Source organism: Pseudomonas sp. MH10, assembly GCF_034353045.1.
GTDB lineage: Bacteria > Pseudomonadota > Gammaproteobacteria > Pseudomonadales > Pseudomonadaceae > Aquipseudomonas.
On the sequence record NZ_CP133783.1, the window covers coordinates 2,532,060 to 2,554,326 of the forward strand.

The following is a 22,267-nucleotide window of genomic DNA, read 5'->3' on the forward strand; positions in this document are numbered from 1 at the left end:
AAATGGCTGAACGTCAGAGCGGTACCGTCAAGTGGTTTAACGACGAAAAGGGTTTTGGTTTTATCACGCCAGAAAGCGGGCCGGATCTGTTCGTCCATTTCCGCGCTATTCAGGGCAACGGCTTCAAGAGCCTGAAAGAAGGCCAGAAAGTAACCTTTATCTCCGTGCAGGGCCAAAAAGGTCTGCAGGCGGATGAAGTTCAAGCCGAAGGGTAAGTAACTGGAACAGAAAAGCCCCTGATGTTGACCATCAGGGGCTTTTTTATGCGTGGGATTCCGTAAAATGCTTTCTTTTTTGTAATCGAGCGTCTGCCATGTCGACACATCAGCTTCGTCCCCAAGGTGACTTTCCCATTGCGGGGCTAGGTCGTCGCTTGGCAGCAATGGTTTACGACACCCTGCTTTGCATCGCCCTGCTCATGGTCACCACCCTGGTGTACAAACTGATTTTGATGGCGTTTGTCGGCGAAGCCAAACTGCGAGCCTTATCAGAAGCTGGCACGCTGGATGGCGACCCGTTGCTGTCAACGATCCTGCTGTTTGTGCTGTTCGGCTTCTTCGCGAAATTCTGGACCCACTCGGGTCAAACCCTCGGCATGCAGGTCTGGGGCATCCGCGTGCAAAACGCCGACGGCACCGGCATCAGCCTGTGGCAGGCGCTGCTGCGCTTCGTGGTCTCGATCGGCTCGTGGCTCTGCGTAGGGCTGGGGTTTTTCTGGGTGCTCTTTGACAAGCAGAAACGTAGCTGGCATGACATGTATTCCGACACACAGTTGGTACGGGTGCCGAAGCAGAAGGGATGATACTGGGAATATTGCGTAACTGTAGGGGCTGTGTGGGACCGCATTTATTCGGGAAGCGTTATACCTGACACATTTCAAAGGGCGATATAGCAGGCAGCGCGGCCTTGCTGAAATACCGCGCGGAGCCCTTCCCGAATGAATTCAGTCCCACGGATTCTGGCGATGCACAGATTTCTGTAAGAGCTGCCGAAGGCTGCGATAAGGTCCGAAGGACCTTCGCTAACGTTAGCTACTACAGATGGATTACCCCGCTCGACGCAGCAGCCAAATGCCTGCAATAGCGCAAATCCCGGACGGCACCAGCACCGCGAACAGTGGTGAGAAGCCGAACACCAGACTCGACGGCCCCAGCAGGTCTTGGGCGATGCGGAAGGTAAAGCCCACCAGCACGCCGGTAAACACCCTTTGGCCCAGGGTCACTGATCGCAACGGTCCGAAGATGAACGAGATGGCCATCAACACCAAGGCCATGGTCACCAACGGCTGCAAGACCTTCGTCCAGAAGGCTAGCCAGTAACGACCGTTGTTCAAACCCTGCTCCGCCAGATAGTGCGAATAACTCCACAGTCCGGAAATCGACAGCGAGTCCGGCGGCAAGACCAGCGTACTCAAAAGCTGTGGGCTTAATGTCACACCCCAGCGCTCGCTCGGGCTGGTTACGATTTCAGTGCTGTCACCATGGAATACCGTGGTGGTCACGTCTTGCAGTTGCCAGTGGTCCTTCTCAAACTTCGCGTGTTTGGAAAAACTAGCGATCTGCATATGACGCTGATCGTCGAAGCGGTAACGGGTCACGCCATACAGCACACCGTTAGGTTGCACGGCGTTGATGTGAATAAACTCCTCGCCCTCGCGGTGCCATACGCCGTATTTGCTGCTTTGTGCGTCGCCGCCACCTTGCGCCAAGGAGCGGTTGGACTGAGCCATGTCTTCGCTGACCGGGGCAACATATTCGCCAACCAGTACGCCAGCCACCATGAGCAACAGCATCGGCTTCATGACCGCCCAGACAATGCGCCCAACCGACACGCCAGCCGCTCGCATGATGGTCAGTTCGCTGCTGCTGGCCAGACTGCCGAGCCCCACCAGACAGCCAATCAACGCCGACATCGGCAACATCTCATAGACCCGTCGAGGTGCCGTCAGCAACACGAACGAGCTGGCGTCCATCAGAGTGTAGGTGTCGCTGATGTCGCCCATTTCATCAATGAAAGCGAACAGCGAGGCCAGGCCCAAAATGACACCCAGTACACCCAGGATCGCGACTAAAACGCTTTTGCCGATATAACGGTCAATTTTAACCACGGGTCACCTCCTTCGCGTCGCGGCGACTCGCCATGCCCAACCGCAGAGATTCCCAGTACAGCAACAGGATGCCGATGGACAGAAACAGCGCATGTACCCACCACAAACCAAAGACTATTGGAATCTTGCCGCGCTCAAGCGCTCCGCGCGCAGCAATCAGGATGGTGAGATACGCCATATAAAGAAGAATCGCCGGAAGCAGTTTGAGGAAACGCCCTTGTCGCGGGTTGGCCTTGGAAAGCGGCACGGCGATCAAGGTAACGATGAAGACCAGCAACGGCAGCGACAAACGCCATTGCAGTTCTGCCTTGGCGCGCAAGGTGTCGTTACCGATCAAGTCGCGCGTAGGGATGGCTTCGCGGTCGGTGACTTCTTCACTGATTTCCGGCTTAGGCAATACAGCGCCATAGGTGTCGTACTTGATGGCGCGGTAGTTCGCCTCGCCGGGATTACCGTCGTAGCGGTAACCATTTTCCAGAATAAGGTAACGGGTGCCGTCAGGCTTGACCTCTTGGCGCCCCTTTTCGGCAACCAGTACGGAAATACCCTGGTCCTTTTTGCCGTCGCTAGACAAGCGCTTTTCAGAAATAAACACACCGCCGAGCTGGGCGCGGTCTTCGGACAGGGTTTTGGTATAGGTAATCCGCGAACCGTCACGCAGCGCCTGGAAACGCCCCGGCTCCAGAGTGTCGAACTCGGTCATTGCGTCTTGTTGGTTGACGATCATTGCGACCTGCGCGGCGCCTTGCGGTGCCAACCCCAAGCTCAGCCAAGTGACCACCAGGGCCACAACGGCCGCCGGGGCCATGGTCATCCACAATAAGCGTTGCTGACTCATGCCGGTCGCCGCCAGTACGGTCATTTCGCTTTCGAGGTAAAGGCGACCGTAAGACAGAAGAATGCCCAGGAACAGCCCCAACGGCAAAATCAGTTGCATGAAACCTGGCAGGCGAAAGCCCATGATCATGAACAGCACGCCGGGATCGAGCGCACCTGATGCGGCTTGAGCCAGGTACTTGATGAAACGTCCGCTCATGATGATCACCAGCAACACAGCGCTGACGGCGCTCATGGTCACCAGCACTTCTCGGGACAGATAACGAAAGACGATCAAACCAAGACACTCCAGGATTGTCAGGCACAGATGGCCAAACAAAAAACGTATCAGCCACGATGACTAACGGCTCGCAGAGACGAACCACCAAAAAAATATGCGGCATTATCCTGTGATTGAGGGTGTCTGTCACTGCGCGGTCTGCATAGAAGCGCGAGACTCTGTGTGCGACGACGCCGTAGTGAGTAAAAACCTGGCACGTGAAGGGTTGTCAGGGTCCGTTAGTCAGGGTCAAACTGCGGGCCTTGCCGCAGGCATCACCGGTGCGAAACAACGCGCTGTGACTGTGCGCTTCATTCTTTCTGCGAAAACCCACCGTTTATCGGGGACCCCGACATGGAATTTGTTGTTAAAAGTGCTAGCCCAGAAACCTTGAAAACCGCCACCCTGGTTCTCGCCGTCGCCGAAGGTCGCGTGCTTAGCGACGCGGCTAAAAGCCTCGACACCCTGACCGGTGGGGCGATCGCCGCTGTCCTGAAACGTGGCGATCTGGCGGGCAAAGTCGGGCAGAGCCTGTTGCTGCACAACCTGCCTCACCTCAAAGCTGAGCGCGTGCTGTTGGTGGGCGTGGGCAAAGCCGGCGAGTTGTCTGACCGTCACTTTCGCAAAGTCGTCAGCAGCACATTGTCCGTATTGAAAGGCCTGGGTGGCAGCGATGCCGTGTTAGTTCTTGATGGGCTGGTTGTGAAAAATCGCGACACTTACGGTAAAGCACGTTTGCTGGTGGAAACCCTGGCGGATGGCGAATACGTGTTCGATCGTTTCAAGAGCCAAAAAGCCGAACCGCGTGCGCTGAAAAAAATTACCCTGCTGACCAGCAAAACCACTCAGGCGGATACTGAGCGCGCAGCCATCCATGCCGCTGCCATCGCAACGGGCATGGCGTTCACCCGCGACTTGGGCAACCTGCCGCCAAACATCTGCCACCCGAGCTACTTGGCTGAAGAAGCTAAAAGCCTGGGCAAAGAGCACAAAAACCTCAAGGTCGAGATTCACGACGAGAAGAAGCTCAAAGACTTGGGCATGGGCGCGTTCCTCGCCGTTTCCATTGGCAGCGCCCAGCCTCCGCGCTTGATCGTCATGAATTACCAGGGCGGCAAGAAAACCGACAAGCCATTCGTGTTGGTAGGCAAGGGCATTACCTTTGATACCGGCGGCATCAGCATCAAGCCTGCCGCTGGCATGGACGAGATGAAGTTCGACATGTGCGGTGCCGCCAGTGTGTTCGGCACACTGCGCGCTGTGCTTGAACTGCAACTGCCGATCAACCTGGTGTGCCTGCTGGCCTGTGCCGAAAACATGCCGAGCGGCAGCGCCACTCGCCCCGGCGATATCGTCAGCACCATGAGCGGCCAGACCGTCGAGATTCTCAACACTGACGCCGAAGGCCGTCTGGTGCTGTGTGACACCCTGACCTACGCCGAACGCTTCAAGCCCCAGGCAGTCATCGACATCGCAACCCTGACCGGCGCCTGCGTCGTTGCCTTGGGCGGCCATACGTCCGGACTGATGGGTAACAACGACGAACTGATCGGGCAATTGCTCGACGCCGGCAAACAAGCCGACGACCGTGCCTGGCAATTGCCGTTGTTCGATGAATACCAAGAACAACTGGACAGCCCGTTTGCTGACATCGCCAACATTGGCGGCCCCAAAGGCGGCACCATTACCGCCGGTTGCTTCCTGTCACGCTTCGCCAAAGCCTACAACTGGGCGCACCTGGACATCGCCGGCACTGCATGGCTGAGCGGCAAGGACAAAGGCGCCACTGGCCGTCCGGTTCCATTGTTGACTCAATACCTGCTCGACCGCGCTGGCGTGTAAAACGCTTCAGGACGTATCGGCCGCCCGGCTGATACGTTCTGCGCTCTGGAACTGACATGACTCAAGTCGATTTTTACATCCTACCCAGCGCCGATCCTTCGGCACGCCTGGATTTCGCCTGCAAACTCAGCGAAAAAGCCTGGCGCCTCGGTCATCGGGTCTATTTGCATTGCAGCGATGCCGCTCAGCGGGAGGACCTCGACGCACGGCTGTGGCGCTTCAAAGGCGAAAGCTTCGTACCGCACGGCAACGCCGAGGACGATCAGGAGGCTCCGATCGTACTGGGACTGGGCGATGACCCAGGGCAACATCAGGATTTGCTGGTCAATCTGGACCTGCGTATCCCCGAATTCTTCAAGCGCTTCGCCCGTGTGGCGGAAGTAGTAGTAGAAGATCCCGCAATTCGTCTGGCCGCACGAGAGAGTTTTCGCTTCTATCGTGAACAGGGCTATCCTCTGCAAGATCACCGGTTACAGCGTCTCTGAGCACACGATGGATATTCCAAAACCCCTGAAAGACTCCGCGCATTTGCTGGATGACCTCGAGTCGATCCGCCAGCTGCTCGGTGATGATTCATTGCAACCGCCCTTGCTGACCGACAGCGTTAAGAGCGACGTGCAAATCCCGTTGTTGTTCGATGTGGTCGGCGCTCAAACAGCGACAACGGCCAAAGTCCAAGCGGCCGAAAGCCCTTTTTTCGACGCCGAACCTGTTGCGCAGGTTGCCGATATTGAAGACGACGAAGCCGACATACCGACCTTAATACCGGAGCCGACCGTCGAGCCAGCCGCGCCGAACCCGGATCTACTGCTGCACTTGGACAACGAACTGCGCGCCGCCGCGCAATTGATCATGCAAGACGTGATTGACGACTTCGCCCCCCACATAGAAACCGAAATCAAACGCCGGCTTGATGCCAGGATGGAGCGGCTATTAAGCCAATACCCGTCTTGAACACCGCATAAAACCGTAGGACCTGCCGGAGGCAGCGATAGGGTTTACAGCCGTTCGCAGCCTTCGGCGGCGCCTACAAGACCTCAGCTTGTGGCTTGAAACTGCCCCTCCCGCTATACTTGCCGGCTTTCCTGAATTAATGCCAATAGGGTCCAGCCGCGCATGGAAAAGACCTACCAGCCCCACGCCATTGAAACTTCCTGGTATCAGACCTGGGAGTCCGAGAATTATTTCGCTCCGCAAGGCGCTGGTGACCCGTACACCATCATGATCCCGCCGCCGAACGTCACTGGCAGCTTGCACATGGGCCATGGTTTCAACAACGCGATCATGGACGCCTTGATCCGTTTCCGCCGCATGCAGGGTCGCAACACCCTGTGGCAGCCGGGCACCGACCACGCCGGTATCGCCACGCAAATGCTAGTGGAGCGTCAGATCGAAGCCCAAGGCCTGAGCCGTCATGATCTGGGTCGCGACAAATTCCTCGAAAAAATCTGGGAATGGAAAGATCAGTCCGGCGGCAACATCAGCCGTCAGATTCGTCGCCTGGGCTCGTCGGTGGATTGGAGCCGCGAGCGCTTCACCATGGACGACGGCCTGTCCGAGTCGGTGAAAGAAGCGTTTGTACGCCTGCATGAAGACGGTCTGATCTATCGTGGCAAGCGTTTGGTCAACTGGGACACCAAACTGCACACCGCTATTTCCGATCTGGAAGTGGAAAACCACGACGAGAAAGGTTTCCTCTGGAACCTGCGTTACCCACTGGCCGATGGCGCGAAAACCGCTGATGGCCTGGATTACCTCGTTGTCGCTACCACCCGCCCGGAAACCATGCTCGGCGACGCCGCCGTTGCCGTTAACCCGGAAGACGAACGCTACAAAGCCCTGATTGGAAAGTTCGTTGAACTGCCATTGGTAGGCCGCCGCATCCCGATCATCGCTGATGACTATTGCGATCCTGAATTCGGCACCGGCTGCGTGAAAATCACCCCAGCCCACGATTTCAACGACTATGAAGTCGGCAAGCGCCACAACCTGCCACTGTTGAATATTTTCGACAAAAACGCCGCCGTGCTGCCTGCTGCACAGGTGTTCAACATCGACGGCACGCTGAATGAGCTGATCGACGGCACGCTGCCCGCCGTCTATGCCGGTCTTGATCGTTTCGAAGCGCGCAAACAAATCGTTGCCGCCTTTGACGCCGCTGGCCTGCTGGTCAGCGTCGACGACCATGCGCTGAAAGTGCCCAAGGGCGACCGCTCCGGGACCATCATCGAACCTTGGCTAACCGATCAGTGGTACGTCTCCACCAAGCCGCTGGCTGAGCCGGCCATCGCGGCTGTGGAAGATGGCCGCATTGCGTTCGTGCCCAAGCAGTACGAAAACATGTACTTCTCGTGGATGCGTGACATTCAGGACTGGTGCATCAGCCGTCAGCTCTGGTGGGGCCACCGGATTCCAGCTTGGTACGACGAATCGGGCAAAGTCTATGTCGGTCGCGACGAAGCCGAAGTCCGCGCGAAGAACAATCTCGGGCCAGAGGTTGCGCTGCAACAAGACAACGACGTTCTAGACACCTGGTTCAGCTCAGGACTGTGGACCTTTTCCACCCTCGGCTGGCCGGAACAAACCGAAGCGCTGAAGACCTTCCACTCCACTGACGTGCTGGTCACTGGCTTCGACATCATTTTCTTCTGGGTCGCCCGGATGATCATGCTCACCATGCACCTGGTGAAAAACGAAGACGGCACACCGCAAGTTCCGTTCAAGACCGTTTACGTTCACGGTTTGGTCCGCGATGGCCTTGGTCAGAAAATGTCCAAGTCCAAGGGCAACGTTCTTGACCCGCTAGACATCATTGACGGTATCGAGCTGGAAGACCTGGTCGCCAAGCGCACCACCGGCTTGATGCAGCCAAAACTGCAGAAGAAGATTGAAAAGCAGACCCGTGACGAGTTCGCGGACGGCATCGCCAGCTACGGCACTGACGCCCTGCGCTTTACATTCTGCTCGCTGGCGTCCACCGGCCGCGACATTAAGTTCGACATGGGCCGCGTTGAAGGCTATCGCAACTTCTGCAATAAAATCTGGAACGCAGCCCGCTACGTTCTGGACAAAGGCGAAGATTGCGGCCAAAACGGCGAAGCCGTTGAGCTGTCGCTGGCTGATCGCTGGATCATCTCGCAATTGCAGCGCACTGAAGCCGAAGTGACCCGACAACTGGATCAGTTCCGCTTCGACCTCGCCGCACAGGCGTTGTACGAGTTCATCTGGAACCAATATTGCGACTGGTACCTGGAGCTGTCCAAGCCCGTGCTGTGGGACGAAAATGCCCCGGTCGAGCGTCAGCGCGGCACTCGCCGTACGCTGGTTCGCGTGCTGGAAGTGGCGTTGCGTCTGGCTCATCCGTTCATGCCGTTCATTACCGAAGAAATCTGGCAGCGCCTTGCGCCGCTGGCAGGTGTGACTGGCAAGACGATCATGTTGCAACCGTGGCCAGTGGCAAACGAAACGCGCATTGATCAGGCCGCCGAAGACGACATCGAATGGCTTAAGGGCCTGATGCTGGGCACTCGGAATATTCGTGGGGAAATGAACATTGGCCCAGGCAAGCCACTGCAGTTGTTCCTCAAGAACGTTAGCGCCGAAGATCAACGCCGCCTGACCGAAAACGATTACCTATTGAAAAAACTGGCCAAGCTTGAATCTATTACGGTGTTGGCTGCCGGCGCAGAAGCACCGCTGTCTGCGACAGCATTGGTCGGCGAAATGGAAGTGCTGGTACCGATGGCCGGTTTGATCGACAAGGCCGCTGAGCTGGCGCGTCTGGACAAAGAAATCCTGCGCCTGCAAGGTGAAGTGCAACGCGTGGGCGGCAAGCTGTCCAACGCAGCGTTCGTCGACAAAGCGCCACCTGAAGTGATTGCCAAGGAACGCGCCAAATTGACCGAGGCTGAACAAGCCTTGGGCAAGCTGGCGGAACAACACGCACGCATCGCCAGCTTGTAACGGCGACATCAAAGCTGGCTCGTTCGCGGGCCAGCTTCTCTGTAGGAGCGCGCTTGCCCGCGATATGGCCAGCCCAGACACCAAAGGTTTTGATCATGAAACACGGTGCCTGACCCACAGCAATCGCGGGAAAGCGCGCTCCTACAGCGTGGTGCACCTGCATTACAGAATTGAATTCCATGACCACCCCAGACAAACCGAAAGCCACGATGCACCCGCGCAACCGTCACCAAGGCCGTTACGATTTCCCGAAGCTGATCAAAAGCAGCCCCGAGCTGGCCGAGTTCGTGGTGGTCAATCCCTACGGTAACGAAAGCATTGATTTCGCTAACCCATCGGCAGTGCGGGTGTTCAACCGCGCCCTGCTCAAGTCGTTCTACGGCGTCGCGCATTGGGACATCCCGGCCGATTACCTGTGCCCACCGATTCCAGGCCGCGCCGATTACTTGCACTTCATGGCTGACCTGTTGGCTGAGAGCAACGACGGCGTGATTCCACGCGGCGCGTCGATTCGCGCACTGGACATCGGCATGGGCGCTAATTGCGTCTATCCATTGATTGGCCACAGTGACTACGGCTGGCAGTTCCTCGGTTCGGAAATCGACCCCACGGCAATCTCCGGCGCCACCGCCATCGTCAAATCCAACAATCTGCAGAAAGTCATCAGCCTGCGCTTGCAAAGTAACCGCAAACAGATCTTGCTCGACCTGCTGCACAGCGAAGAGCGTTTTGACCTGAGCGTCTGCAACCCACCGTTCCACGCCTCATGGGAAGAAGCGCAACGCGGCAGCCAACGCAAATGGCGCGCCTTGGGCAAGGCTGACCCGAAACGCAAGTTGCCGGTGCTGAACTTTGGCGGGCAATCACAGGAATTGTGGTGTGAAGGCGGCGAAATTGGCTTCGTGACGCAGCTAATCAACGAAAGCAAACACGTGCCACAACAAGTGTTCTGGTTCAGCACCTTGGTCTCCAAGGCCTCGAACTTGCCGTTGATTCAAAGCACGCTGAAGAAAGCCGGTGTGTTCGACAGCCGTGTGGTGGAGATGTCTCAGGGCCAGAAAACAAGCCGCTTCGTGGCCTGGACCTTCCTCGACAACACGCAACAGCGTATCTGGCGCGAGAAGCGCTGGGCCGCAGCCAAAGTCTGATATTTTTCAGTGCATCACACAGTAAAAAGCCGTGCTCGGAGTGATCCGAAGCACGGCTTTTTTACAGCAAGATCTGGTTGCCGGTCAGGGCAAACGAATACTTACTTGTTCACCGAATCGCTAAGGCTTTTGGCCGGTACGAATTTGATGACTTTTTTAGCAGCGATTTCGATGGCAGCGCCAGTCGAAGGGTTACGGCCGGTGCGAGCTGGACGCTCAGTGACTTTCAATTTGCCAATGCCTGGCAAAGTGATTTCAGCGCCGTTTTCCAGTTGATCAGCAACAATCTGGCCCAATTGCTCAAGAGCATTACGCGCGGTGGTTTTTGGCGCGTCGATAGCTTCGGCGATATCGGCGATCAATTGGTCTTTAGTCATTGCCATGGTGGTGTTCCTTCCCTATCTAATTCATTTGGATTGCAGAATGTGGCGTCGGCCCGGGGCCAGGCAATAAACCTGGCCCTCACGTAGCAGCCACGATCAATCGCGAACTGTAGATGCTGAAACCGGGTTTTGGTTCGACCTGACGCTTACAAACTGCGTGCTTAGCGCCCTTCAAGTGCGCAAGACGGGGCAAAACTAGCACAGAGGCAATCAAATATCCGCCCCTACCTACCCATTTGGTCAGCTTTAGAGCGTTAAACGGTAAAAAATACGTTAGAAACACTCAAAACCGACCAAAACCCGCCGTGCGCCGGACACATCTACGCCGCCCAAGGTGCGTTACACTTGCCGACTTTGAATTGAGCGCAGGCTCCCCCGCCGCTCTTCATCTATGACTTTCCAACCGAGAAGCCCATGCCGATCCGTCATTGCATCGTTCACCTGATCGAGAAAAAACCCGACGGTACGCCAGCGATTCTGCACGCCCGTGAGTCAGAACTCGCCGAGTCTCAGGCCATCGAGAACATGCTTGCTGACCTCAACGAGAGCTACAACGCCAAACAAGGCAAAGCGTGGGGCTTTTTCCATGCTGAGTCCGGGGCACACCCGTTCAGTGGCTGGCTCAAAGAGTATTTGGACGGCGGCAAGGATTTCACGGCATTCAGCAAGATCGCCGTTGAACACCTGCAAAAGCTGATGGAAGAATCCAACCTGTCGGTCGGTGGCCACGTGTTGTTCGCGCACTACCAGCAAGGCATGACCGATTACCTCGCCATCGCCCTGCTGCACCACAGCGAAGGCGTGGCGGTAAACGCCGAGCTAGACGTGACGCCTTCGCGCCACCTCGACTTGAGCACCCTGCACCTGGCGGCACGCATCAACGTCTCCGAGTGGCAGAACAACAAGCAGTCCAAGCAATACATTTCGTTCATCAAAGGCAAAAACGGCAAAAAAGTATCCGAATACTTCCGCGACTTCATCGGTTGTCAGGAAGGCGTTGACGGCCCTGGTGAAACCCGTACCTTGCTCAAGGCGTTCAGCGATTTCGTAGAAAGCGAAGACTTGCCAGAAGAGTCCGCGCGGGAGAAAACCAAAACCTTGGTGGATTACGCCAGCGCCCAAAACAAAATGGGCGAACCCATGGGCTTGGAAGAATTGTCCGGCTTGATCGACGAAGAGCGCCCACGAGCGTTCTACGATCACATCCGTGACAAGGACTACGGCCTGTCCCCGGAGATTCCGGCGGATAAGCGCACCTTGAACCAGTTCCGTCGCTTCACCGGCCGCGCAGAGGGCCTCTCCATCAGCTTTGAAGCGCACCTGCTGGGCGACAAGATCGAATACGACGAAGAAGCCGGCACCTTGATCATCAAAGGCCTGCCCACCCAACTCACTGATCAGCTGAAACGCCGCTGAAGAATCGATCAGCCCCTATCAAGCCGTGAGACCGAATATATTCGGGAAGCAGCCGGCGCGGTACATCAGACAGACTGATAAAAGGTAACCCCATGCTCGTCCGCACATTGAAGAAGTTCGTGTTGATCATGCTGGTCGTGGTCGCTTACCAGAACTGGGGCAAGATTGAGCACTTCTTTAGCCCTGACACCGCAGTGGCCAGCCAAAGCCAGGCGCACGCCAAGGTTGTGCTGTACGCCACCGACTGGTGCGGCTACTGCAAACAGACGCGGCGCTTCCTCGACAGCAAAGGCATCCCGTTCAAAGAGTTCGACATCGAAAAATCCGTCGAGGGCCGCAAAGCCTATGAGGCGCTGGGCGGACGCGGCATCCCGATGATCGACGTCAATGGCACACTGATCAGAGGGTTCAGCCCGGATGAGATATTGGCGGCTTTGAAGTAGCTCGACTCAACGCGCCTCAATCCGAAACCCCAGCCGCGGAAAATGCACATGCACCACGCCCGTGTGTTCATGGTCCCGGCGCAGGATCAATTCTTCGCGACCGCTGAACACTAACTCACCTTCAATCGGATCAACGCCATAGTCGATGGCTGAGATAACAACGTTCTGACCTGGCTTAAAACCGTTGGGGTCGGTGAAATCTTCGTCTGGCAGGGCGGCGGGTGTGGCGTTTCGGGCAATCTCAAGTGCGTCGGTGGAACTCAACGCGTTGAACGCGCCATGGCCGAGGGCTTCCACTCGCTGGTACCAAGCGGTAATCGCCGGGTAGTCGTCAACCAGCGGCGCCGTAACGGATCCCTGTTTGACGAACCACAGCGGGTGAGCCAAGGCGAGGTCGGCAATCGACGGTTTACCAAACAGGAAGTCACCGTTGCGCTCAAGTTGTAACTCCAGACGCGCCATCAAGGTCGGCCATTGGTGCTTGGCCTGCTCCAATGTAACCCGCACGGCATTACCCCCCGAGAACAGCCCAGCACGATCAACCATGAATGCTTTGACGCCCTCAGGTGGCAGTTTTGCAAACCGCTGCGCCGCAGAAGCGGGTTGTAAGGCCAGGCTTACGGCGTGCAAGAACATCACCGAATCAGCCCAGGCCGCGAAACTTGCCACGGTGAACTCCTGACCTTCAGGAAAGAACGCCGGCAAGGCTTTTTCTTGCTCCAGCCGACGGGCAATGATGGCGGTATCACAATAGATGTCAGCGCCCACTTGCAGCACGGGGGTTTTGCGATAGCCACCGGTCAGGACAGTCAGATCAGGTTTGGGCATGATCGGGGAGATCATTACCGAACGCCATGAGAGTCCTTTGAAACCCAGCATCAAACGGGCTTTTTCGGAGAAAGGGGACGTTGGATAGTGATGCAAGATCAGCTCTGACATGGTCGGCTCCGCGTGTGGGTGGAAAGCCTGAAGCTTACCTCCCCGCGCGAGGCGAGCCTATCCACTCAGCCTGATAGCCAGTCATCACGACGGTGGATGAATAACGCTTTGAGGTGCGACAACGAAGCTCGACACCAGTGCTTCTTTCGCGCTTTTTTTCAACTGTTTGATCAAGCGCTCTTGGCGCAGAGCTTCACCCTTGTCGAAACACGCTTCGATGTAAACCAGCGCGACCGCCGGGCTAGAGTAGAAGAAGCGTGCGCCTTTGCCACGTTGATGAGCCACGAAGCGACGATGGGGATCGTCGCTTATTCCGCAGTACAACGAGCCATTAGCGGCGCGCACCAAGTAGACGAACCAAGGCTTGGCGGCGCTCGCGTCAGCGCTGATGGAAGAGGTGGGCATTTGGCTAAGAAACAACCGCTGATACAGAAGAAGCTAGCGATTTTAGCAGATGACCCACCCTAGAACCGAAAGCCTTTTAGTCATCGTACTTGAGCCCTTCTCGGTGCGTCAGTTGATTGATGAAGTTGCGTTCCCGGTCCTTTTGCTGCTGTTGCAACAGTTTCGCCCGGTTCAAGTACTCATCATTCAACTCTGAAAACTCATCTTCCAGACGCGCCCTTTCTTGCTGGAAGGTTGTCTCCAGTTCGGCAAATTCCCCCGCGTACCCGTCGCGCAACCAACTGACCCAAAAGTCCCGGTCCGCTGCCGACGCGAGAAAGCTCGCGCTATTCTGGTGGGTCATTACCTCAGCTTGAACGCTCGTCAGCTCGTCGGGAGTTACCGACGCAGCCACCCGGTACAGCATACTGGTCGGAGGCTGCGGCAGACCAAGTCGCTCGGCCAAACCCAAACGATAAGCCAGGCGTACCTCGGCCGCATCCCGGCCGCGGTTATTAGCCAGCGCAATGCGATCAACTTCATCCAGCCGGTATAACTGACGCATGAGCCGGTAAAGTGTTGGCCCGCGCTCGGACTCTGGGATCCCGCGAAGTGAATTACGTGTGTAAACCTGAACTTCCATTTGATTGAACTGCAAGCGAATGCCATCGGCGCACGTTCGATTGACGATAGGCTCTTCGGCCATGACGTTAAGCAGCGCACGTAACTCCACGTCCTGCGCCGCCTCCAGCACGCTCCAGACCCGTGACGTCAATTCGCTGCGCGCCCTGATAAAATCCGAAGACTCTTGAAGACGACTGATCAACGTCAAGACTCGAGGTGCATCAGCAGCCGTTTCGAGTCGATCCCATAAGGCACGATGCGCGGCCACCTCTTCGCTTGAACCGATCAGCCAAGGTTCGACGCTCGGCAGCACAGAGGTTGAAGACCCTGCGGCCCCATGCCGGTGTAAAGCAAAATCCGAATCTGAATCTGAATCCGAGTCTGCACTCAAGTCAGAACTACCGGGCTCGGATGAGTAAGCACGCTCGGTTGGCAAATTGCGAATATCGTCGGGCAAGTCCATGTAGAAGCTGTACGACCTATGGTGACCGTGCTCCCCTACATGAGCGAGGATCATTGTTTCCCGGGACAGCGGATTGCCGTTTAACGATATCTCGGTGTGTACAGAATCGCTGCGCGGGTTTCTAAGAAGGTCTTCGGGTAGTTCAGTTATGCCGTTTTCGCACAGTGAAAGCGAACTGATGCTAGTTAGTGCACTCGCGCTCAACCATTCCGGCCACTGGGTCAGACCGGTATTGTCCAGCGTCAGCGAGTCCCAATAGCGGCCCGTCAATAGGGGCGTGTTGGAAAGGGGGCCAAGGGTGTTGCCACTCAGATCAAGATGCTGCAGATGAGGACGAGCTCTTAGAAACTCCATGACCTCTTGGTTTATCAACATTTGTTGGTTTGTTAGAACCAACTCCCTCAGACGGGGTAATTCGGCCAGTACGCGTGGGGGTGTGACCAACAGAGGAGAGTGCTCCACGATAGCCAGGCTGGTAGCGTGCTGAAACCGCCTTAGAAACTGCTCAAGCTGGGCGTCATCCGCAATCACATTGCGTAACGTCAGATGGGTGACATTGCGATAAAAAGCGTTGGGCAACACCTGTGGAAAGTCCGACAACCGGGATGACTCAACCAGTACAGCGAGCGGTGTGCGCCCCGCAACCGCTCGGATCCAATGGCTGAGCAAGGTCTCACTCATTTGACTTCGGATTAACGCCCTGTCGTCGAAAGGTGACGCAGCGGCACTCGAAGTAACTTCCCAGTCTCGCAACGCCGTTTCCAACTCGGCTTGTTCTTGAAGCAACACGACCACGTGGGATTGGAGTTCGGGGGGCACATCAAGATCGAAAGTGAACGACCTGCCCGCTCTCGCCTCACCCAGAAGCGCCTGGATGATCGCACTCCGAGATAGCTGATTGCCCAGCAGCCCTATCCGCGTCTTACGAGTAAGACTCAATTCATTGTCGATGATAGCGTCCGGCAACATGGCGATGTGATTACCGCCTAGTGATACTTCGGCAATGTTATTGGGCAACAAAGCATTGAGCCAGACGGGCCAGCGCTCCAGCCCGACACGGTCGAGCCCCAAATATTGAAGGTTCAGATGAACAGACCCTGCGGGGGCATCGAAGAATGTAAACCTGTTACCGCTCAGGTCCAGCCGTTCAAGGTGTGGTAAACGTGTGAAAAGCTCGAAATTCGCAGGACGGATGTCCAGTCCCTGATTGATCACGCTCAGCGTTCGCAAGTTCGGAAGGTGGGTTGAAACGATATGCGGCAGGGCATAAAACTCCGAAATGAAAGAATCAGTTTGAATAGAACTGCGCATTTCCAGCGAGGTAATGTGGGCAAATCTGCTCAAAAACGTCTCTAGCACGAACAGACTAATGTCCTGGAACGGTAATTCATGCGTACGGCCTATCTGCGTTACCACATTGGACATTTCAAGCCGTTGAACACTTTGGATGAAAAATTCTGGTAACTGCTCAGGAAAGTCCTCCAACCCTATGGACTCCAGGCGTAACGTGGCCAGCCCCTCACTCGGCGTCGCCAAGCTGCTGCTTTGCCAGTGACCGATGATTGCTTCGCCGATTCGAGTCCGGCTGACCATTCTCGCCTCGCTCATGCCTCTGATTGCGCTTGAGGCATAGCACCATTGCCCAAGGCTGGCGCGCAATGCTTGTCGCTCCTCCAGCAACACATCTAGCCGAGCGCTGATGTCAGCGTTGGTCATCTCAGCATCGCGCATGATGACCAGAGCCTGTTGCGGGGTGATGTCCTCCAGCTCAAGCAGGCCTATTTTGTCCAACAAATGATCTTCAAGGATGTCGCCTGCCAGTGCCCCCCTGCCGCTCAGGGCATAGCCCAAGTGAACCTGCTTGATCCGCGTAGGCGAATTAAACTTTAAGCGGGGCTTTTGTTGACCAAGCAGGCGTGATACTTGACCTCGATCGGCAACCGCCAGGCCTGCAAGTGCTTTATTCAATGCGGCACTTTGCGCGGGATGGGGAAATCCAAGAGCGCGCCGAGGGCCATCAGGCAGTGCATGCAAGATCGAATCACAGACGCTGCTGTTATTGGGGGAAATACCATTCAGCGCATTCCCTTCAGCGTCAAATGCCTGGTAACGGTCCTTGGATTTGACCAAGACCTTGCGTTCAGGGGCTTGGGTTTCACCAATGCTCTCCAGCACCGTGCCGTAGCGAGAACCTTCGCGGACTTCAATACGCACCTGATCAGACCAACCGGGTAGTTTTTCCAGCAGGCGCAGCCTCAGTGTGTCGGTGTCGGCGTTGTTTACCGAGCCCAGATAAAAACCTTCAAGAGCGCGGTTCAATCGCGTTTCCTTCTGCTGCCAGACCGCCGCTTCGCCAACACGCAAAGGGATGCGTCCGGTGTTCAGCATCTGTTGTTTCTCCTCCGACGTGAGAGTGACCAATAGGTCCTGGGCGACGGCGGTTGGCGTCGTCGGGAAGTCTCGCTGGATTAACTTCACCAGCGGATCGTTCGTGACTTCACTGGCGTTATACAACCGCTCGAAGTGTTCGGCCCGTGTGCTGCCGGGTCCCGCGATGGACGTTTCAAGCGTCAAGTCCAGCTGAAAACGCTTGATCGTATCGTCCAGTTGTCCCGGAGGCGGCACGCTGTCCACGTGCACCTGGCGCAGTATTGAATCGTCGATATCCGCGATGGCCAGAATGTTTTCAGAGGCGCTTTCGGACAATCCCACTACCGAATGGCCGAGTCGTTTGAACAACGTGTTTTTCGCCCACACGTGCGGTGACTCACCTTCGTGGCGGAAGGCTCCGACGCCGTTGTGCTCAAGCGCCGGAGAGAACATATGCGTGTTGTTCGGGTGCTTGATGACCCATCTATTCAACGGCGCGTGATGCTGAACCTCATAGCGCTTGCCCTCAATAGTCAGGTACTTTTTACCCTTGTGTTCAATCACACCGTTGAGATCGGGGCTGGCGCCTTCCGGGAGCGTGCTTCGGAATTCGAACGGGGTTAAATCAGGCTTCCAGAGCCGGGTTTGTCCGTTGCTCAGCTTGATGGGAATCACTTTGCCGACAAAATTGTTACTGAGGATCGGGGGCGGCTCAGGTAGCGTGTGACCCGCCGCCAATGCCGCCATAAACGCAATCTGTTCAGCGGCGCCCATCAGGTGATCAAGACCTTCTTCCATGTCGCCATGGCTCAAATCCTGAAGGCCGTGATAAACCTCACCGATCAGCTCTACCGTCGCATCGATCATCATGACCGCGCCCAACGGTGGAATCACGAACGAAGCGAGGTTAAGAATGTTCATACCGACACTTAGCCAAAGTTGCAGCCGCTCTTGACGAGTTTTAGCGTCTTCCTCTTCGGTGGGCACAGCCAGGAATCGGGCGTTGTCCTTCAGCAGAAACACGTGTTGTCGGTGCATTCTGCTGAACGGATTCTCTCTAAGCTCGTCGGTGTCGACGACGAGATTCGCCGTAGGGTCAGCACTATGATGCCAAAGGCCCAAGGTAAACATACTCCCGTCCTGGGGCACCAAGGGGAACAGGTGCTTGTTTAGCCGGGTAAAAAACGCGGCCCGTTGCCGCTCACCGATGAGCTGAGCGAAAAACGACTGGTAGGACTTGTCCATTAATCGACTGCGAAGCCCATCTTCCAGCGCTGTCAGCGAGGCGTATTCAGTGACAGGGCTAACGGGGTCTTGCGGGATGTACAAAAGTGTCGGGACTTGCGTCGTAACCCACGTTCGTTGCGGACTGATCAACAATACCCGTGGAATCTCAACGCCAAACAGTGTCAACCGTTGCAACAATAGAAGCTCACCGTTGAACCGAGGCTCAGGCTTCTGACGGGCCAACGCGACCATCGCCGAGCACGCTTCCTGGCTGATGGTTTTTTTCATGGCAGCGGCCCGTGCGTAGACTTCCATGTCCGCTTGGTCATTGGCGATGAACGTCGCACGCGCATTGAAGCGTGCGGAATCGCGCCCCTGTCCCGGCGCGGAGTCCGGTTCGAGCACGCTCTTTAGATGGTCTTGGTATTGACGTCCCAGGTTCAAGTATCGACAAAGATCAATAAACGCGTCGGGCTTGATCGCCTTGGGGTGAGTGTTGCCGTTGCTGTCGAGGATCGCTGAACTTTTCCGAAGAAAACCCGCCACCGACTCTTTGCGCTCAAAGTTATGCAGCGCCGACTCCAACAGCGTGAGTTGGGTCCCCGCCTGGGTCGCTCTTTCCTGGACGGCATAAAACAACCGGTCTTTTCTGACATCCAGGCCCGCACCGAACTTGGCGTCCAAGGCTCGAAGCAGTAAAGGTTCGGAAAACTCAGCGAGCCCCCTGAGCGGCTTGAACAGCTCTTTTAGCGCTTCCTTGGCGCGTCGGCTGGCCAACAATGCGAAGCAGTAGTCTTGACGCTCTTGCAGCGAGGATTGTGTAAAAGCGGGAGGCAGATTTTTCTGAATAACACCCAGAACAGGGTCGTTTTTGAATTGCGTCTTAATTTGTTCTAGGAGAGAGGTCGAAACCGAAGAGAAAATCAGTGGAGGTGTTGAAGTCATAGTGCAATCGCCTTATCTGGAATAAGGCATTGACGTTATCGAGCCGAAAATCAAAAGAAGCTTAAATAAATATTATCTCGGCGTGCGCGTTCAATTCCCGTCTTGAAACGCTTTCAAGCCTTTTTGCGCCTGCGCCCGAATTGCGTTTTGCACCAGCGGCGTCCAGCCCAATAGCAACCCCTTGGTACCCAAGGCCTGCCGCGACCAGCGCCACAGATCAAACTGATCATGGTGTTCGCAAATCTTGCCATCGCGAAACACGAAGCGCGCCTGAATATCGTTGACCACCGTATTACCGGTCTGGCTGAACAAGTAAGTCGCAACCCAGTGCGCGCCGCCGGTGCGGTCGTTGGCGCGTACATGGTCGAATGTAAGTGAAAAGTCTTTGGCGCGGGAGGTCAGCATCCGCCACATGTCACCGGCTTGCCGGCCTCGCAGCTCACCAAATACCGGGTCGCTAAACAGTACATCCTCGGTATAACAGGCAATCATGGCCTCAGCGTCGAGTTGGTTAAAAGCTTGGTAAAACTCAATGATTACTGCGCTGTTTGCGTCGCTCATTTTGTCGGTTCCATGACGAACGAAAGAATTCCAGCACGATAATCGGCAATGCGACCGTTGACCATCAGCATTCGCAGCGGAAATGACGTTGATCAGATCTTTTCGACAGTGACCTGAACGTATTGTGCTCTTCCCGCGCCCCAGCCAAAGATCACCGCCGCCAAACCAATTACCGCGAAAATCCATCCCACCGCGTTCCAACCCCCTGTCTGATCGTGGACGATGCCGACCGCCAGCGGCCCCAACGAGGCCAAGGTGTAACCAAAACCCTGGGCCATGCTCGACAGGTTGGCCGCAACATGGGCGTCCCGTGAGCGCAACACGATCAGGGTCAGCGCCAGGCTGAACGTACCGCCCTGCCCCAACCCTAAGACAATCGCCCAACCCCACAAACCGTCCAGCGGTGCGAGCAGGCAACCGAATAATCCGCCCACCGTCAGCAGCATCACGATCAGGATGCCCAGACGCTGATCCTTGCCCCGGGTCGCCAGCCACGGCGCGGTGAGCGCACTGGCCAATTGGACAATGATCGAGCCGGACATCACCAGACCCGCCTCAGTGGGCGACAGCCCGCGACTGATCAGGATCGAGGGCAACCAGCCAAACACGATGTACGCCAGCGACGATTGCAGGCCCATATAAAGAGTGACTTGCCACGCCAGCGGATCACGCAACAACCCGCGAACCCGATAAGCCACGGTATGGGCACCATGAGCGTGACGCACCTGCGGCAGCCAAAACACCATCGCCAGCAAGGCTGGAATCATCCAAAAGCCCAAGCCCAACGACCAACTGCCGCCGAAATACTGGCTCAACGGCACGGTTGCACCGGCTGCGATGGCGGCGCCCAGGCTCAACGCCATGGTGTAAACACCGGTCATCGCGCCGGCCTGTTTGGCAAAATCACGCTTGACGATGCCCGGCAGCAAAACACCGATGATGCCGATGCTCGCGCCCGCTAAAAGGCTGCCCGCGAACAACCCGAACTCACCCAGGGAACTGCGCAAGATAATCCCGCACGCCAACGTCAGCAAAATCCCCAACACCACCCGTTCACTGCCAAAACGCCGCGCCAGCACCGGAGCAAGCGGCGCAAACAAGCCCAGGCACAAAACCGGCAACGTCGTCAGCAACCCGGCCTTGGCCGCCGACAATCCCAGGCTATTGGACACCTCACTCAACAACGGCGACATGCTCGACAACGCCGGACGCAGGTTCAGCGCCACCAACACCAATCCGAGCAGCAGCAACCAAGGTCGCTTTAATACCGGGTGCGAGTGCTGAACCTGCTCATCATCAGCCTCGGCATCGATCAGCAGCTCATTGATTTCGTGGGGCGTAGGCATGTTGTTCACTGGGTCAGGATTCTGAGGCGGGTCGAGCATCCTGTTGGAGAACGAAGGAGAAAACAAGGTAGAGCGCTATTTTAGTGCGCGACACCTGGGTACGAATCTGAGCCAACTTGTTGGCGAAAGTCCTTCGGGCATATCTCAGCCCTGGTCAGCGCTTATCAAAAACTGTAGGGGCGGGCTTGCTCGCGATCGGCTGCGAAGCAGTCGTAAATCCGCGACTCGGTTCTTTAAGTTGGAACCGGATTGGCCAATTGGGACCGCTTCGATCGAGCGCGACCCCGGGCCCATCTCGGGCAAGCGCCAACCGAGGGTAAGGCCGGACCGTAATCCACTGGTTATCGGCGCTCCTGGACTATCGCCAACAAGTTGGCTCCTACAGAGAGTTGGCACTTTTTTTACACTTGAACGAAATTTCAGAAACGTCCTACAGACTTCGCAGAAATACTCGAAATAGAATGTCCAGCTGTTCAACGGAGGGTAATCATATGAGTATAAAAATATCAATGTCCATCAATGGCCGCGATCAAGGTCTTATTTCCAAAAACTGCACGAGCAAGGAGTCCCAAGGCGACAACAGCTTGCTTGAGTACCTTGACGAAATAACGGTAATCACTCTAAAGCACGAAATGACCGGTTCAGAGAATCCAGAAGATGACTCGTACCCACCGCTAGTCATTACCAAGTATTTGGATCTTTCGTCCCCAATGTTGATGAATGCACTGGTAAACGAGGAAATGATCGACTGTGAGATATCCGTATACAAAGAGTTGCCATCGGGCAGTAGTGAAAAACTCTACTCCATAGCGCTCACAGGAGGTGCGATCATCGACATACATACCAGGCACCGCAAACCACCGAAAAACGAATCAGGAACTCAAGAAAAACTTTCTATTCTTTATCACACCGCGACCTATACACACTATGGACGTACTGCCGGATCCTTTTCGTTTGTAAACTCAACATACAGCAAGGGATTCCAGTAACTATTACGCCGCAGTAGCCAG

At 56.1% G+C, this 22,267-nt stretch carries 18 protein-coding genes; 10 read left to right on the plus strand and 8 right to left on the minus strand.

The window, feature by feature from the left end; all coding sequences use genetic code 11:
- Positions 1 to 2: 2 nt before the first annotated feature.
- Together RHM59_RS11315 and RHM59_RS11320 are read left to right on the plus strand one after the other, a co-directional pair.
- A complete protein-coding gene (locus RHM59_RS11315; protein WP_005790849.1) occupies positions 3 to 215 on the plus strand; it encodes a cold-shock protein in 213 nt (70 codons plus the stop codon).
- Positions 216 to 313: 98 nt separating this feature from the next.
- Complete coding sequence (locus tag RHM59_RS11320) at positions 314 to 802, plus strand: RDD family protein (RefSeq protein ID WP_322167863.1); 489 nt, start codon at positions 314 to 316, stop codon at positions 800 to 802.
- A 243-nt stretch (positions 803 to 1,045) separates the two neighbouring features.
- On the opposite strand, the gene lptG is transcribed toward RHM59_RS11320, so the two are convergent.
- Both lptG and lptF read right to left on the minus strand, forming a co-directional pair.
- Positions 1,046 to 2,107 carry an LPS export ABC transporter permease LptG gene (gene lptG, locus RHM59_RS11325; RefSeq protein ID WP_322286573.1) on the minus strand — a complete coding sequence of 354 codons (1,062 nt, stop codon included), beginning with the start codon at positions 2,105 to 2,107 and terminating at the stop codon, positions 1,046 to 1,048.
- Positions 2,100 to 3,221 (minus strand): LPS export ABC transporter permease LptF, encoded by a 1,122-nt coding sequence (lptF, locus tag RHM59_RS11330; RefSeq protein WP_322167861.1) that lies wholly within the window; start codon positions 3,219 to 3,221, stop codon positions 2,100 to 2,102. Before lptF ends, lptG begins: the two co-directional genes overlap by 8 nt.
- A 336-nt stretch (positions 3,222 to 3,557) precedes the next feature.
- On the opposite strand from lptF, the gene RHM59_RS11335 reads away from it, so the two are divergent.
- The 5 genes from RHM59_RS11335 (at position 3,558) to rlmF (ending at position 10,156) form a co-directional block, all read left to right on the plus strand.
- Complete coding sequence (locus RHM59_RS11335; RefSeq protein WP_322286574.1) at positions 3,558 to 5,045, plus strand: leucyl aminopeptidase; 1,488 nt, start codon at positions 3,558 to 3,560, stop codon at positions 5,043 to 5,045.
- Positions 5,046 to 5,101: 56 nt separating this feature from the next.
- Positions 5,102 to 5,530 (plus strand): DNA polymerase III subunit chi, encoded by a 429-nt coding sequence (locus RHM59_RS11340; RefSeq protein ID WP_322167859.1) that lies wholly within the window; start codon positions 5,102 to 5,104, stop codon positions 5,528 to 5,530.
- A 7-nt stretch (positions 5,531 to 5,537) separates the two neighbouring features.
- Positions 5,538 to 5,999 (plus strand): DNA polymerase III subunit chi, encoded by a 462-nt coding sequence (locus RHM59_RS11345; RefSeq protein ID WP_322286575.1) that lies wholly within the window; start codon positions 5,538 to 5,540, stop codon positions 5,997 to 5,999.
- A 162-nt stretch (positions 6,000 to 6,161) separates the two neighbouring features.
- Entirely contained in the window at positions 6,162 to 9,008 is a 2,847-nt protein-coding gene (locus tag RHM59_RS11350) for a valine--tRNA ligase (protein ID WP_322167857.1), read from the plus strand.
- 179 nt (positions 9,009 to 9,187) lie between these two features.
- On the plus strand, positions 9,188 to 10,156 hold the full coding sequence (gene rlmF, locus RHM59_RS11355) for a 23S rRNA (adenine(1618)-N(6))-methyltransferase RlmF (protein ID WP_322286576.1): 969 nt from the start codon (positions 9,188 to 9,190) through the stop codon (positions 10,154 to 10,156).
- Positions 10,157 to 10,257: 101 nt separating this feature from the next.
- Here the strand turns inward: rlmF and RHM59_RS11360 are convergent, their stop codons facing one another.
- Positions 10,258 to 10,539, minus strand: a complete 282-nt coding sequence (locus RHM59_RS11360; RefSeq protein WP_299829188.1) for an HU family DNA-binding protein — start codon at positions 10,537 to 10,539, stop codon at positions 10,258 to 10,260.
- Between the two features lie 414 nt (positions 10,540 to 10,953).
- Here RHM59_RS11360 and yejK point away from each other — a divergent pair, with 414 nt between their 5' ends.
- A complete protein-coding gene (yejK, locus tag RHM59_RS11365; RefSeq protein WP_322286577.1) occupies positions 10,954 to 11,955 on the plus strand; it encodes a nucleoid-associated protein YejK in 1,002 nt (333 codons plus the stop codon).
- A gap of 92 nt (positions 11,956 to 12,047) precedes the next feature.
- Complete coding sequence (locus RHM59_RS11370) at positions 12,048 to 12,398, plus strand: glutaredoxin family protein (protein WP_322167854.1); 351 nt, start codon at positions 12,048 to 12,050, stop codon at positions 12,396 to 12,398.
- 6 nt (positions 12,399 to 12,404) lie between these two features.
- Here the strand turns inward: RHM59_RS11370 and RHM59_RS11375 are convergent, their stop codons facing one another.
- The 5 genes from RHM59_RS11375 to RHM59_RS11395 all read right to left on the minus strand — a co-directional run bounded on the left by RHM59_RS11375 (position 12,405) and on the right by RHM59_RS11395 (position 21,257).
- Positions 12,405 to 13,337 carry a glutathione S-transferase family protein gene (locus RHM59_RS11375; RefSeq protein WP_322286578.1) on the minus strand — a complete coding sequence of 311 codons (933 nt, stop codon included), beginning with the start codon at positions 13,335 to 13,337 and terminating at the stop codon, positions 12,405 to 12,407.
- Positions 13,338 to 13,421: 84 nt separating this feature from the next.
- A complete protein-coding gene (locus RHM59_RS11380; protein ID WP_322167852.1) occupies positions 13,422 to 13,742 on the minus strand; it encodes a GIY-YIG nuclease family protein in 321 nt (106 codons plus the stop codon).
- Between the two features lie 76 nt (positions 13,743 to 13,818).
- Complete coding sequence (locus RHM59_RS11385) at positions 13,819 to 19,350, minus strand: NEL-type E3 ubiquitin ligase domain-containing protein (RefSeq protein ID WP_322286579.1); 5,532 nt, start codon at positions 19,348 to 19,350, stop codon at positions 13,819 to 13,821.
- A 90-nt stretch (positions 19,351 to 19,440) separates the two neighbouring features.
- Entirely contained in the window at positions 19,441 to 19,911 is a 471-nt protein-coding gene (locus RHM59_RS11390) for a nuclear transport factor 2 family protein (RefSeq protein WP_322167850.1), read from the minus strand.
- 92 nt (positions 19,912 to 20,003) lie between these two features.
- Entirely contained in the window at positions 20,004 to 21,257 is a 1,254-nt protein-coding gene (locus RHM59_RS11395; protein ID WP_322167849.1) for a CynX/NimT family MFS transporter, read from the minus strand.
- A gap of 491 nt (positions 21,258 to 21,748) precedes the next feature.
- Between RHM59_RS11395 and tssD the strand changes: the two genes are divergently transcribed.
- A complete protein-coding gene (tssD, locus tag RHM59_RS11400) occupies positions 21,749 to 22,246 on the plus strand; it encodes a type VI secretion system tube protein TssD (RefSeq protein WP_322167848.1) in 498 nt (165 codons plus the stop codon).
- Positions 22,247 to 22,267: the final 21 nt, after the last annotated feature.